This window comes from Enterobacteriaceae endosymbiont of Donacia thalassina (assembly GCF_012568245.1).
Classification (GTDB): Bacteria; Pseudomonadota; Gammaproteobacteria; order Enterobacterales; family Enterobacteriaceae.
This window is the reverse complement of record NZ_CP046188.1, coordinates 229,238-243,801: the sequence shown is the minus strand read 5'-3', so window position 1 is coordinate 243,801 and position 14,564 is coordinate 229,238. Positions and strand designations below refer to the sequence as shown.

11 protein-coding genes are annotated in these 14,564 nt (G+C 16.2%); 8 read left to right on the top strand and 3 right to left on the bottom strand.

From position 1 onward, the window contains the following. Positions 1-71 precede the first annotated feature (71 nt). The 6 genes from rseP to tilS all read left to right on the top strand — a co-directional run bounded on the left by rseP (position 72) and on the right by tilS (position 9,884). Entirely contained in the window at positions 72-1,433 is a 1,362-nt protein-coding gene (rseP, locus tag GJU02_RS01110) for an RIP metalloprotease RseP (RefSeq protein WP_168919260.1), read from the top strand. Beyond that, the gene (gene bamA, locus GJU02_RS01105; RefSeq protein WP_168919259.1) at positions 1,414-3,903 is read left to right on the top strand and encodes an outer membrane protein assembly factor BamA; all 2,490 of its coding nucleotides are present in this window, start codon (positions 1,414-1,416) and stop codon (positions 3,901-3,903) included. Before rseP ends, bamA begins: the two co-directional genes overlap by 20 nt. A gap of 32 nt (positions 3,904-3,935) precedes the next feature. Beyond that, complete coding sequence (locus GJU02_RS01100; RefSeq protein ID WP_168919258.1) at positions 3,936-4,454, top strand: OmpH family outer membrane protein; 519 nt, start codon at positions 3,936-3,938, stop codon at positions 4,452-4,454. A 79-nt stretch (positions 4,455-4,533) separates the two neighbouring features. Beyond that, positions 4,534-4,983 (top strand): 3-hydroxyacyl-ACP dehydratase FabZ, encoded by a 450-nt coding sequence (fabZ, locus tag GJU02_RS01095; RefSeq protein WP_168919257.1) that lies wholly within the window; start codon positions 4,534-4,536, stop codon positions 4,981-4,983. Beyond that, positions 4,980-8,513 (top strand): DNA polymerase III subunit alpha, encoded by a 3,534-nt coding sequence (gene dnaE, locus GJU02_RS01090; RefSeq protein ID WP_168919256.1) that lies wholly within the window; start codon positions 4,980-4,982, stop codon positions 8,511-8,513. Before fabZ ends, dnaE begins: the two co-directional genes overlap by 4 nt. A 39-nt stretch (positions 8,514-8,552) precedes the next feature. Beyond that, positions 8,553-9,884 carry a tRNA lysidine(34) synthetase TilS gene (gene tilS, locus GJU02_RS01085; RefSeq protein ID WP_168919255.1) on the top strand — a complete coding sequence of 444 codons (1,332 nt, stop codon included), beginning with the start codon at positions 8,553-8,555 and terminating at the stop codon, positions 9,882-9,884. Here tilS and GJU02_RS01080 read toward each other — a convergent pair. The 3 genes from GJU02_RS01080 to GJU02_RS01070 form a co-directional block, all read right to left on the bottom strand. After that, positions 9,859-11,613, bottom strand: a complete 1,755-nt coding sequence (locus GJU02_RS01080) for a proline--tRNA ligase (RefSeq protein WP_168919254.1) — start codon at positions 11,611-11,613, stop codon at positions 9,859-9,861. The genes tilS and GJU02_RS01080 overlap by 26 nt on opposite strands. Before the next feature lie 37 nt (positions 11,614-11,650). After that, on the bottom strand, positions 11,651-12,541 hold the full coding sequence (locus tag GJU02_RS01075) for a homoserine O-succinyltransferase (RefSeq protein ID WP_168919253.1): 891 nt from the start codon (positions 12,539-12,541) through the stop codon (positions 11,651-11,653). 116 nt (positions 12,542-12,657) lie between these two features. Continuing rightward, positions 12,658-13,233 (bottom strand): NifU family protein, encoded by a 576-nt coding sequence (locus GJU02_RS01070; RefSeq protein ID WP_168919252.1) that lies wholly within the window; start codon positions 13,231-13,233, stop codon positions 12,658-12,660. Between the two features lie 181 nt (positions 13,234-13,414). On the opposite strand from GJU02_RS01070, the gene GJU02_RS01065 reads away from it, so the two are divergent. Further along, the gene (locus GJU02_RS01065) at positions 13,415-14,206 is read left to right on the top strand and encodes an inositol monophosphatase family protein (protein ID WP_168919251.1); all 792 of its coding nucleotides are present in this window, start codon (positions 13,415-13,417) and stop codon (positions 14,204-14,206) included. Between the two features lie 33 nt (positions 14,207-14,239). Beyond that, positions 14,240-14,530: a BolA family protein gene (locus tag GJU02_RS01060; protein WP_168919250.1), complete on the top strand. Its 291-nt coding sequence runs from the start codon at positions 14,240-14,242 to the stop codon at positions 14,528-14,530. The last annotated feature ends 34 nt before the right edge of the window (positions 14,531-14,564 follow it).

Here is a 14,564-nt window from a genome sequence, read left to right as displayed (position 1 = left end):
TATTTTAAATTTTTTTCTAAAAAATTTTATTATTATTTGTATTAATTAATACTAATTTTAGGAGTAAAATTTTGATTAATATTTTATATGATATCATAATATTTATTATAACTATAAGTAGTTTAGTTATAATTCATGAATACGGACATTTTTATATAGCACGATTATTTAATATTTATGTAGAATGTTTTTCTTTAGGTTTTGGTAAAAAAATTTTTCAATATCGTGATAAATATGGAACAAATTATATACTAAGATTAGTACCATTTGGTGGTTATGTAAAAATACCTGATGTAATTACAAAAAATAATATAAAATATATAAAAAAGTTTAAATTATTATTTCTTAATCAGATAAATTTTTTTAAACAATTATTAATTATTTTAGGTGGTCCACTTGCAAATATTATTTTTGCAATATTTATTTATTGGATAATTTTTTTTATAGGTTTACCTATAAAAAGAAATATTATTAATGAAATTAATTATGTTTCAATTGCTAATTTAATTAGATTAAAACCTAACTTAGAAATTAAAAAAATTAATAATATTAATAGTAATAATTGGATTTTTTTAAATTTAGAATTAATTAAACATAGTAATATAAATCATCAAATAAATTTAGAAAATAATAAAACAAATTCTAATTTAATTATGAATAAAAAAATAAATATTGATAATAATTTTATTAAATTTTCAAAAGAAAAAAATTTAATATTAATGTTAGGTATTATACCTAAAGGATTAAAAATTAATCCTATTATTACTTATATATTACCTGGATCACCAGCAGAAAAATCAAAATTATGTATTGGTGATAAAATTATTAGTATTGAAGGAAAAAAATTTATTGATTGGTATAACTTTCAAAAAATCATTTATAATAATAAAAATAAAATTATTCATATGAATATAAAAAGAAAACAAAAAAATATAAATATTAGTATTTTAAATACTTTTAATAAATTTAAAAAAAATAATTTTTTAGGTTTTTTACCTCAAATTAAAAATATTAAAGATACTTCAATATGTATATATAAGTTAAATTTTATTAAATCATTAGAAAAAGCTATTAAAGAAACTCTAAAATCAATAAAATTAATTTTAAATTCATTTATTTACTTATTTCATAATAAAAAAAATATTTATAAATTAAATGGTCCTCTTTCGATAGGACATATTGCGAGTATTTTAATTCGTAAAAATTTTATTTATTATTTTATGTTTTTAGCTTTAATAAATATTAATTTAAGTTTAATTAATTTATTTCCTATTCCAATTTTAGATGGTGGACAATTATTATTTTTAATTTACGAAAAAATTATTGGTACAAAATTATCATATCATTTTAAACAATTAATATATATTATTAGTATAATTATTTTAATCATAATGATGGGGTTTACATTAATAAATGATTTTAAACAGTTTTAAAAAAAAATATTTTTTAAAAAATATTAAGTATTATAAATATATTCTTGTTTTTTTATTAATTTTTAATACACATCATATGTGTTGTGCTGCTATTTTAAAAAAAAAAAAATATTGTATTAAAAATATAATATTTTTTGGTCTTAATAAAATAAAAATTAAAGATATTAAAATATATTCATATATAAATACAAAAAATTGTATTTCTTTAAAAGAAATATCTAATTTAATGCACTTATTATTTATTACTAATATGGTTAATAATATTAATGTTTTTCAAAATAAAAATTTTATTTTTATAAAAGTTATGGAAAAACCTATTATTAATAATATAATTATTAAAGGTAATAAAATTATTGATAATAATTTTATTAATTTTTTATTAAATCAATTGCAAATAAAAAAAGGTAAAATATTAAATAATAATGTATTATTTTTTTTTAGAAAAAATATAGAATTATTATTTTTAAAATATTCTATGTTATCTTCATATATTACAATAAAAATTAAAAAAAATATAAATAATAAAATTGATATTTTAATAATTTTTAAAGAAGATAATTTTACAAAAATAAATAAAATTGATATTATCGGTAATAATTTTTATACAACCAAATTTTTATTAAATTATTTGAAAATAAATAATAATTTTTTATTTATTTTTTCAAAAAAAAAAAAATATAAAATTAATTTTATTATTAAAATTTTAAATAAATTAAAAAATTTTTATATAAATAATGGATATGTAAAATTTCAAATTAAAAATATTATACAAAATTTATCATATGATAAAAAAAATATTTATTTAATAATAAAAATTAAAGAAAACAAAAAATTTTTTTATAATAAAATTATAATCGATATTGATAAAAAAAAATATTTTCAATATATTAAAAATATAATTAATATTATACCCGGAAAAATTTATCAAAATTCTAAAATAATAGAATTAAAATATAAAATAAAAAATTTTTTAGGAAAAAATGGATTCTTAACACCTCAAATTTTAATAAAAAATATTTTAGATGAAAAAAATAATAAAATAGATATAATTTTTAAAATTAAAACTAATCATAAATATTATGTAAGAAAAATTAATTTTTTAGGAAATCATTTTACCCAAGATTATATTTTACGAAATGAATTATTACAAATTGAAGGTAATCCAATTAATATTGAATTAATAAAAAAAACTCAAGAAAGATTATATTCTTTAGGATATTTCAATAAAGTAGAAATTTTTTTACATAAAAATAATGATTTAAATAATACAGTAGATATAATATATCAGGTAGATGAAAAAAATGAAGGATCTTTAAAATCAGGATTAGGAATGATTAAAGGAGGTTTATTAGGATTTAATACTATTTTAAAACAAAATAATTTTATCGGTACTGGTTATGATATAGATATTAATTTTAATAAAGATTTTTATCATTCTTATCTAGAATTTTTTATAATGAAAAATCATATCTTTTTTAAAAAAATTAATGCTGGTATAAAAATATTTCTAAATACAATTAACGAAGATGATAATTTTTTTTATAATTATATAAATAAGAATAAAGGTTTTTTTGGAATTTTAAAATTTCCTATAAATGATAATTCAATATTAACTAATAGTATTGGATTTATACAAAATAATATTAGTAATATTGAACCACAATTATCTTTATGGAATTATCTTAGATATATAGGATATAAAATATATAATAAATTACATAATAATTATGTATTAGATGAATTTATAATTAATTATACTTTTTTATATAGTAATTTAAAAAATTTTAATATACCATCAGATGGTATATTAAGTTCTATTAATACATATTTTTCTATTCCTTGGTATAGTAAAAATCGTAATTATAAAATTAATTTTAATTATTCAAGATATATTCCTTTACAATTTAAAATATTTAAAAATTTATTTAAAAATAATCCTTTAATATTTTTATTTAAAAGTAATTTTGGTTATGGAAATGGATTTTTAGGAGGTAAATATCCTTTTTATAAAAATTTTTATTTAGGAGGTTCTAATACAATTAGAGGTTTTCAAACCAATAGTATTGGTCCTAAAGGAGTATATTTTTCTTCAAAAAAATACCATTGTAATAATGGAAAAACTATTTGTTTATCCAATAATGCAATTGGAGGTAATGTTTTATTTAATATAAATAATGAATTAATAATGCCTATTTCATTTTTAGATAGTAAATATATAAATCAAATAAGATCTTCTATTTTTTTAGATATTGGTAATTTAATAGATACTTCATGGAAAAATAATTATTTATTTAAATTGTATAAAATTCCAAATTTTAATATTTTTTCACAAATTAGATCTTCAATAGGTTTATCATTTCAATTTCATACTCCATTTGGAGATATAACTATATCTTTTGCATATCCATTTCAAACATATCAAACAGATAAAATTCAATTTTTTCAATTTAATTTTTCAAAAAGATGGTAATTTTATTTTAAAAAAAAGGAGTACATTTTTATATGAAATATTTATTAAAAAATATATTGTTAATAATGATTTTTATTATTCCATTTAATAATGCTTATTGTTGTCCTAAAATAGCAATAATAAATATTGCAAAAATTTTTTATACTATACCTCAAAAAAAAAAGATTTCTAAAGAATTAGAAAAAGAATTACATTCAAATTTTCTAAAAATAGAAAAAATGAAAAAATTATTTTTATCTAAAATAAAAAAATTAGAAAATAAAAAATTATCAAAAAATGATAAAGAACAAATAAAAAAAGAAATTATATATGATAAAAAAATTTTATTACAAAAAATATCATATTTTACAAAAAAAAATAATCAAAAACAAGAACAAGCACGTAATAAAATATTAATTTTTATATATAATTTAATTAATATTATTGCAGAAAAAGGTAAATATAATCTTGTATTAGATACTTCTAATATAGCTTATATTAAAAATGTTAAAGATATAACAAATGATATTATTGATTTAGCAAATGAACAAAATAATGTTTTAATTATTTAATAAATAAATTTTAAATAGATTAATTATAGAAAAATTATATAATAAATTTATATTTATTATAAATAATAATTAAAATTATATGTTAAATACTAATGAAATTTTATCTATTTTACCACATAGATATCCCTTTGTTTTAGTAGATCAAATTATAGCATTTAAAAAATTTAAATTTTTAAATGCTATAAAAAATATTTCTCTAAATGAACCTTATTTTAAGGGTCATTTTCCTAAAAATCCAATTTATCCAGGAGTATTATTATTAGAATCTATGATACAAACTACAAATCTTTTATTATATAAAAGTACAAATTATGAAAAATCAAAAAAAAAAATAATATATTATCTCGCTGGTATTGATAAAGCTCGTTTTAAAAATCCAGCTTTTCCTGGAGATCAAATAATAATAGAAAGTATTTTAGAAAAACAAAAAAAATCTTTAATTTTTTTTAATAGTATAGCAAAAATTAATAATAAAATTATTTGTGAGTCAAAAATTATGTGTATAAAAATTTTAAAATCAAAAATATGAATTATCCTAAATTTATTCATTTACATGTACGTAGTGATTATTCTATTAAGGATGGTCTTGCTAAAATTAAACAAATTTTAAAAAAAAGTTTATTATTAGATATGCCAGCAATAGCTATTACTGATTTTAATAATATATTTAGTTTAATAAAATTTTATAAACTTGCTAATAAATTAGGATTAAAAGCTATTATTGGAGTTGATTTAAAAATTAAAAATTTTGAAAATATTAATTCTAATAAATATTCAATGCTAACTATCTTAGCAATGAATAATATTGGTTTACAAAATATTAAATTATTAATTTTTTATGCTTATAAATCTGGTTATAATAATGATTTAGGACCAACCATAACTTATAAATTACTTAAGAAGTACAATGAAGGATTAATTATATTATCTGGAGGATTAGAAGGAGAAATAGGTAAAAATTTTTTAAAAAAAAATTTTTTTTTAGTAAATAAAATAATTAAATTTTTTAAAAATTATTTTTATAATTGTTTTTATTTTGAAATAACTAGAATTAATTGTAATTATGAAGAAAATTATATTAATTATATATTAAATTTATCTAATTATTTTAATATTCCTATAGTTGCTACAAATAATGTACGTTTTTTAAATAAAAAAGATTTTTATCCACATGAAATTAGAGTGGCAATTAATAAGGGATATAATTTAAATAAAAGTTATAAAAAATCTAATTATAGTAAAGAACAATTTTTAAAAAATACAGAAGAAATGTGTTTTTTATTTCGAGATATTCCTGAAGCACTACAGAATAGTGTAGAAATAGCGAAAAGATGTAATGTTTTTTTATCATTTGGTCAATATTTTTTACCTAAATTTTATATAAAAAAAAATATAACACCAGAAAAATATATTATTAAAAAATCTTATATAGGTTTAGAAAAAAAATTAAAAAAATTATATCCAGAATTAAATTTGTTTAAAATAAAAAAAAATATATATAAAAAAAGATTAAATCATGAATTAAATATTATAAATAAAATGGGATTTCCTAGTTATTTTCTTATAGTTATGGAATTTGTTCAGTGGGCAAAAGATCATAATATACCTGTAGGACCAGCAAGAGGTTCTGGGGCAGGTTCATTAGTATCTTATGTTCTAGGTATTACTAATCTAGATCCAATAAAATTTGATTTAATTTTTGAAAGATTTTTAAATACAGAAAGAATATCTTTACCAGATTTTGATATTGATTTTTGTATGGAAAAACGTGACTTAGTAATTAATCATGTAAAAAAAATATATGGGAAAGAATCAGTATTTCAAATTATAACATTTGGAACTATGACGGCAAAATCTGTTATAAGAGATGTAGGTAGAGTTTTAGGTTATCCATACGATTTTATTAATCGTATTTCAAAATTAATTCCTTTTGATTTAGGTATTAATTTAAAAAAAGCATTTATGAATAATAAAAAATTATCTAATTTATATCAATCAGATACTAATATTAGAGAATTGGTACATACTTCTTTAAAATTAGAAGGTACAATAAAAAATGTTGGTAAACATGCTGGAGGTGTTGTTATTTCACCTGAGGATATTATAAAATATACAACCATATATTGTGATTATAATGGAGAAAATATAGTTACACAATTTGATAAAAATGATATAGAAGATATTGGTTTAGTAAAATTTGATTTTTTAGGATTAAGAACCTTAACTGTAATTAATCATGCTTTAAATATGATTAATAAAAAATTAATTAAAAATAATAAAAAATTAGTTAATATTAATAATCTAAAACTAGATGATACTCGAATTTTTTATTTTTTACAAACTGCGCAAACCCTAGGTATATTCCAATTAGAATCGAGAGGTATTAAAGAACTTATTAAACAATTAAAACCAGATAATTTTGAAGATTTAATAGCATTACTAGCACTATTTAGACCAGGACCTTTACAATCAGGTATGGTTGAAAATTTTATTAATAGAAAGCATGGTAAAGAAATTATTTCATATCCTGATAAAAATTGGCAACATGAAAAATTAAAACCAATATTACAGTCTACATATGGAATTATTTTATATCAAGAACAGGTAATGAAAATAGCTCAAGTATTAGCAGGTTATAGTTTAGGAGAGGCAGATATTTTAAGAAGAGTAATAAGTAAAAAACAACATAAAGAAATGGGACGACAAAGAAAACGTTTTTTATATGGTTCAAATAAATTAAAAATTAATAATATTTTATCTATGAAAATTTTTGATTATTTAGAAAAATTTGCTTCTTATGGATTTAATAAATCTCATTCTGCTGGATATGCTTTAATATCTTATCAAACTTTATGGTTAAAATTATATTATCCTGCTGAATTTATGGCAGCTGTTTTAACATCAGAAATGGATAATACAAATAAAACTATTTCTTTAATTAATGAATGTAAGAATTTAAAAATTAATGTTTTACCACCTAATATTAATAATAGTTTATATAAATTTCATGTTGATAAATATAATAATATTATATATGGATTAGGAGCTATTAAAGGTATTGGTGAACAACAAGCTTATAATATACTTAATGCTAGAAAACAAAAAGGTTATTTTAAATCTATATTTGATTTTTTTACTAAAATAAATTTTAAAAAAATAAATAAAAGAATTATGGAAGTTTTAATATTATCTGGATCATTAGATTGCTTTAATTTTAACAGAGGATTATTAATAAATTATTTAGAAAAAATTATAAAAATTATTAATAAATATTTAGAAGAAAAACAAACAGGTCAAATAAATTTTTTTAATGAAAATAATAAAATATTATTAAAAGATAATGAATATATTCATAATGATATAAATTTATTTTGGGCCAAAAAAGATATTCTTATAAAAGAAAAAAATATTTTAGGTTGTTATTTAACAGAACATCCATTAAATGGATATTTAAAAGAAATTTTGTTCTATACAAAAGAAAATAACATAAAAAATATTTTAAGAAATTATAAAAAAAATAGTAAATTACCTATAAGGATAACAATAGGAGGTATTATTAGTAATATACGTACTTTTTATAATAAAAAAAAAGAAAAATATTTATCTTTTAATTTAGATGATAGTTCCAATATTATTGAAGTGCATTTGTCATTAGATATTATAAATAATAAAAATAATATTGTTATATTAAATAATATTATTCTTATAAATGGTATATTATATTTTAACAATTTATTAAAATTATTTATATGTAATGCTAATAGTATTATGAATATTACGATAGCTAGAGATAAATATTTAAATAATATAAATATTATTTTTATAAATAAAAAAATTTTACAAAATATATTATTTTTTAAAAATTTAAAAAAATTTTTGTTTTTAAAAAAAAAAAAAAATAAAAAAAATATACAAATATATTTTTTTTATGAAAATTTAGGTATTAAAAATAGAATTTATTATAATAAATCTTATTTCATTTATAATGATGAAAATGATTTTGATAAGTTTATTTCTTTATTGAATGATAATAATAATATTAAATTAGAATTTAATTAAAATTTATTATTTAAATTTAATTTAAAAAAGTATTTAAATATGTTAATAGAAAAAAAAATACAGATAATGTTATATAAATTTAAAAAAATATTAATAGCATATAGTGGAGGTATAGATTCTACAGTGTTATTATATAATTTATTTAAATTAAGAAAAAAACATCCTCTTTTATTAAGAGCTATACATATTAATCATAATTTAAATTATGAATCAAATAATTGGTTAAAAACTTGTTTTTCACAATGTAAAAAATGGAATATCCCCTTTTTTTATAAAAATATAAATTTTAAAATAAAAAAAAATATAGAACAATATGCTCGTAAAAAAAGATATGAAATATTTCAAAATATTATTTATAAAAATGAAATTTTAGTAACTGCTCATCATTTAGATGATCAATGTGAAAACTTTTTTTTATTTTTAAAGAGAGGAAGTGGACCAAAAGGTTTATCTGGGATATCTAAAATTAAGATTTTTAATAATCTAATATTATTTCGTCCATTAATTGAAATAAATAAAAAAAAAATAATTAATTATGCTATAAAAAAAAAATTAACATGGATAGAAGACCCGAGTAATAAAAATATAAAATATGATCGTAATTTTTTACGTAATATTATTTTACCAAAAATAACTAATAGATGGCCTTTTTTTAAAAAATCAGTTATTAAAGCAATAAAAAATTATAAAGAACAGGAAGAATTATTAACAAATTTAATAAATCCAATATTAAATAAATTAATACAAAAAAATAATAGTTTATTTATTCAACCATTATATAATTATAGTATTATAAAAAGAAATTTTATTATTAGAAAATGGATAGAATATAATAAATATTATTATATGCCTTCTAGAAAAATATTATCCATTATATGGGATGAAATTATTTGTTGTAAAAAAAATAACAACCCTCAAATTAAAGTAGGGGAGTATATTATTCGAAAATATAAAAATTATTTATATTGTATAAAATATTTTCCTGATTTAAAAAATACTATTTTAATTTGGAATAATTTAATAACTCCTTTAATTTTACCTAATAAATTAGGGAAATTAGTAATATTATATATTAATTTTAATTATAAAAAAGAATCGATATATATTAGACAACCTAAATATAATGAAACTATATATGTAAAATTTAATGTTTTAGGTAAATATTATTTTAATAATATTAAAACTAAAAAAAATATTAATAGTATATGGAAAAAATTATCCATTCCTAAATGGAAAAGAGAACAAATTCCATTACTATTTTATAATAAAACACTAATTGCAGAATTAGAAAATAAATTAATTACTAAAGAGGGTAAAGCTACTATATCTGAAAAAGATAATTTTTTTATTTTTTGGAATAAAATATATTAAAACATTTATTTAATTTTATTTTATTAAAAATAAAATCAACAATTAAATTAATAGGAATAATATTTTTGAATCCTGTTTTTCGATATTTATATTCAACATTATTATTAATAATATTATTATTATTAATAATAATTATATGTGGAACTCCTATAAGGTCAATATCAGCAAACATAACTCCAGGTGTTTCATTTCTATTATCAAGAATCACATCTATTCCTAATATTTTAAATTTTTTATAAATTAAAAGTGAATATTTTTCAACTATAGAATATTTATACATATTAATTGGTATAATAGCTACTATAAAAGGCGCTAATAATGAATTTGGCCAATAAATTCCTCTTGTATCATAATTTTGTTCTATTGTTGCTGCTATTAATCTTGATATACCAATACCATAACAACCCATATATATGTTTTTTTTAATTTTATCTTTATCATAAATATATGTATTCATTATTTTTGAATATTTATTACCAATTTGAAAAATATGAGCTATTTCAATACTACGTTTAATTTTAATTAAACTTTTACTATCAGGAGTTAAATCATTATTAGTTACATAACGAATATCTTGAATATTATTAGGAATTGATAAATTTATTTGCCAATTTGTATTAATATAATATTTATCTTTAATATTAGCTCCTATAATGAAATTATACATATTAATTATAGAATAATCTCCAATAATAGGCATTTTTAAATTAAAAGGTCCTAATGAATTTATATTCATTTGAAAAATTTTTTCTATTTCAATTTTTGATAAAACTTTAATTACTTTATTATTAATTTTTTTTATTTTATGTAAATTTAATTCATAATCAGCTCTAATTAATAAAGCAATAAAGGGATTTTTTTTATCTGATGTTCTTAAAATAAATGTTTTAATAATATTCCTTATTGATAAATTACAAATTTTAGCTAATTCTTTATAATTTAAACAATTTTTTAAAGTTAATACTTTTTTTTTAAGAAATTTTTTTTTATTTATATCATATTTTTTATAAATAAAATATTTTCCTAATTCTTGATGAAAAATATATTTTTTATTTTGAGACAAAGCAAGTGAATTTTCGCCATTTTTAGATAAAATATGAAACTCATGAGAAACATCACCTCCAATAACACTATTGTTAGCTTTTACTATCAAATATTTTATATTAATTAAATTAAATATTTTTTTATAAGTTTTTAATACAATATTATAAGTTTCTTTTAAAGAAACTTCATTTATATGAAATGAATAACTATCTTTCATTAAGAATTCTTTAGATCGAATAACTCCTAAACGAGATCTTATTTCATCTCTAAATTTTGTTTGAATTTGATATAAATGAATAGGTAAAGATTTATATGATTTAATTTCATTATTTATTAAATAAGTAATAACTTCTTCATGTGTTGGTCCTAAAATAAAACTATTTTTTTTTCGGTCTAAAATTTTTAATAATTCTTTTCCATAATCATTTATACGTCCACTTTGTTCCCATATATTACATGGATGTAATATAGGTAATAATAATTCTATTGCACCTATATCTTTCATAAAATAACGTATTATTTTTTTAAAATTATTAATTACTCTTAATCCAGTAGGTAACCAAGTATATATTCCAGAAGATAATTTTCTAACCATTCCTGATTTAAGCATTAAAGAATAACTATTTATATTATTATCACATATTTTATTTTTAGATGTAAAAAATAGATATTTAGTTGTTAACATTAAAACTCCTTTTATAAATTAAATATTTTAAAATAATTTATTTATAAAATAAATAATTTAACCAATTTAAAAATAACAAATTACCATGACTTCTCCATTTAACTTGAGGCATTAAATTTTGATTATTTAAAGGATAATAATTATATGGTATTTTAATATTTTTTCCATTTTGTAAATCATTTAAATATTCTTTATTTATTGTTAATGCATCATATTCTGGGTGTCCAGTAATAAATATATATTTATTTTGATTACTTGAGAAAATATATACACCTGCTTTTTCTGAAAAAGAAATAATTTTTAAATCAGTATAATACTGTATAAAACTTAAAGAAAAATTAGAGTATCTAGAATGAGGAACAAAAAAATAATCATCAAATCCTTGAACTAAAAAATTATTTTTTAATAAAATTTTATGTTTAAATATACCTAACAATTTTGAATGATTAATTTTTTTTGGAATATTATATAGTATATTTAAAATTGCTTGTACAGACCAACATATAGATAAAATAGAATTTACATGTTCTTGTGCCCAATGTATAATTTTTACAAATTCTTTCCAATATCTAATATCTGTAAAATTAATTAAACCTAATGGGGCACCTGTAATAATTAATCCATCATAATATTTATTATATATTTGATCTAAATTTAGATAATATTTATTTATATGTTTAATAGATAAATTATTAGATGATTTATTATCTCTTACAGATAATAATGATAAATCTATAAATAAAGAAGAGTTAGATAATAACCTAATTATTTGATTTTCTGTTTCAATTTTTTCAAACATTAAATTCAAAAAAAGTATTTTTAATTTTTTTGTATATTTTTCATATTTTTGAGATTTTGTTAATAACAATATATTTTCTTTTTTTAAAATATTAATAGCAGGTAATTTTTTTGGAACTATTACTGGCATATATCTTTATTCCTTATTTAAATATTTAAATAAATATTTTTTAAATTACTAAATTAATAAATATATATTTTAAAAATCATAAAATATTTAAATAAAAAATGATATATATTTTTTATTTAATAGTAAGTTAATTTATTTTTTTTATGAAGAGTTATATCATGTACTCCTTTTATATTTGGAAAATTATATAATATTTCTTTTTCAATCCAATTTTTAAGTGTATGATTACTCATTGAACATCCTTGACAACCTCCATGAAATTCTAATAATAAAATATTATTATTTGTTATATTTTTTAATATAATAAAACCTCCATGATGGAGTAATTTTGGATTAATCATATTTTTTAAAAAATTATTAATATCTTTTTTTAAATCTTTTATATTTTTATTGTTTTTTATTTTTTTATTATTTAAAACTATAAATTGTAATTTTGTAGATAAGTTATTTTTTATAATATCTATTTTAATATCTTTTAAAAATTTTAAACTATGAAATTCTACAAATATATTTATTTTTTTAAAATTTAGTTTAATATCATTATTTTTAATTTTTTTTATATGACAAAAAGATATATTACCTTTAAATGTATTATTTTTAATTAATACTGAAATTCTAATTTGTATATTATTATTTTTTTTAGATAATAATTTTAAAAAATATTTTTGCGCTGATTCTGTTATTTGTAACATAATGAAATAAAAAATTATTTATTTTTATAATAAATGTTTTTTGTTAAAAAACAATATTTTTTATAAAAAATATTTTATAAAAATAAATATTTAAAATATTTATTTTTTATTATAAAATAAAAAAATATTATTTAATTACTTAGTTTATAATATAATAATGAATATAAATGAGAAATAATATATGCGTTCTCCAATGCTTAATATTGCTATACGTATGATACGTAATATTGGAAATATTATCATAAAAAATTATGAGATGCAGAATATAAATATATATAATAATAATAATTATGATAGTGATTTTTTTATAAAAAAAATTAAAAAAAATTTAATTAATACAATTACTAAAATATTTTATAATATATATGAAAAAAATATTGTTATTTTAAATAAAGAAAATTTTTTTATTTTTAAATATAAAAAAACTATATGGATTATTAATCCTCTAGATGGAATTATGAATTTTTTAAAAAAATTACCCCATTTTTCAATATCTATAGCTATTTGTATAAAAGGAAAAACAGAAATTTCTTTAATATATGATCCATTAAAAAATGATTTGTTTACAGCAATAAGAGGACAAAATGCACAATTAAATGGATATAAATTACGTTGTGATATATATACAAAAAAAAAATTTCTGTTATTTGCTTTAAATACTAATTATTTTTTTTTTAAAAAAAAAAATATTAATTTATCTAAATTATTTAAAAATAATTTAATTTCAATTAGAATTAGTGGTTCTATATCTCTAGATTTAGCATATTTAGCTGCAAATAAAATTGATTGTTATATTAATAATAATGTACAAAATTTTAATTATTTACTTGCTGGAGAATTAATAATAAAAGAATCAGGAGGATTATTAACAAACTTTATGGGACATTATAATTACAAAAACTCTTCAAATATATTATCTGGTAATTCTAATATTCTTAAATTAGTAATTTCTAATATTGAAAATATATTTTAGATTATAAAAATTAATTTTTTTGGATATATCATCATGATTTTAAAAAAAATAAAAAAAAAAATAATATCTAAATTACAACCTATATATTTAAAAATTAATGATAATAGTCAACATCATAATAATCATATTGATAATATTATCAATTTAATAACTCATATAGAAATTATTATTGTAAGTAATTTATTTATGAATAAATCATTAATTACTAGACATAGACTAATTTATCATATTATCGGTAATAAAATAAATAATATTCATTCATTATCATTACATACTTATACATTAAGTGAATGGGAAAAATTTAAAAATATAAAAAAAAATTAAAAATTTAAAAATTAATAATATTATATTTAAAGGA

Excerpts from the sequence above, each read along its gene's own strand:
- bamA (WP_168919259.1), top strand. The coding sequence starts at position 1,414 with ATGATTTTAAACAGTTTTAAAAAAAAATATTTTTTAAAAAATATTAAG.
- GJU02_RS01100 (WP_168919258.1), top strand. The coding sequence starts at position 3,936 with ATGAAATATTTATTAAAAAATATATTGTTAATAATGATTTTTATTATT.
- fabZ (WP_168919257.1), top strand. The coding sequence starts at position 4,534 with ATGTTAAATACTAATGAAATTTTATCTATTTTACCACATAGATATCCC.
- dnaE (WP_168919256.1), top strand. The coding sequence starts at position 4,980 with ATGAATTATCCTAAATTTATTCATTTACATGTACGTAGTGATTATTCT.
- tilS (WP_168919255.1), top strand. The coding sequence starts at position 8,553 with ATGTTAATAGAAAAAAAAATACAGATAATGTTATATAAATTTAAAAAA.
- GJU02_RS01080 (WP_168919254.1), bottom strand. The coding sequence starts at position 11,613 with ATGTTAACAACTAAATATCTATTTTTTACATCTAAAAATAAAATATGT.
- GJU02_RS01075 (WP_168919253.1), bottom strand. The coding sequence starts at position 12,541 with ATGCCAGTAATAGTTCCAAAAAAATTACCTGCTATTAATATTTTAAAA.
- GJU02_RS01070 (WP_168919252.1), bottom strand. The coding sequence starts at position 13,233 with ATGTTACAAATAACAGAATCAGCGCAAAAATATTTTTTAAAATTATTA.
- GJU02_RS01065 (WP_168919251.1), top strand. The coding sequence starts at position 13,415 with ATGCGTTCTCCAATGCTTAATATTGCTATACGTATGATACGTAATATT.
- GJU02_RS01060 (WP_168919250.1), top strand. The coding sequence starts at position 14,240 with ATGATTTTAAAAAAAATAAAAAAAAAAATAATATCTAAATTACAACCT.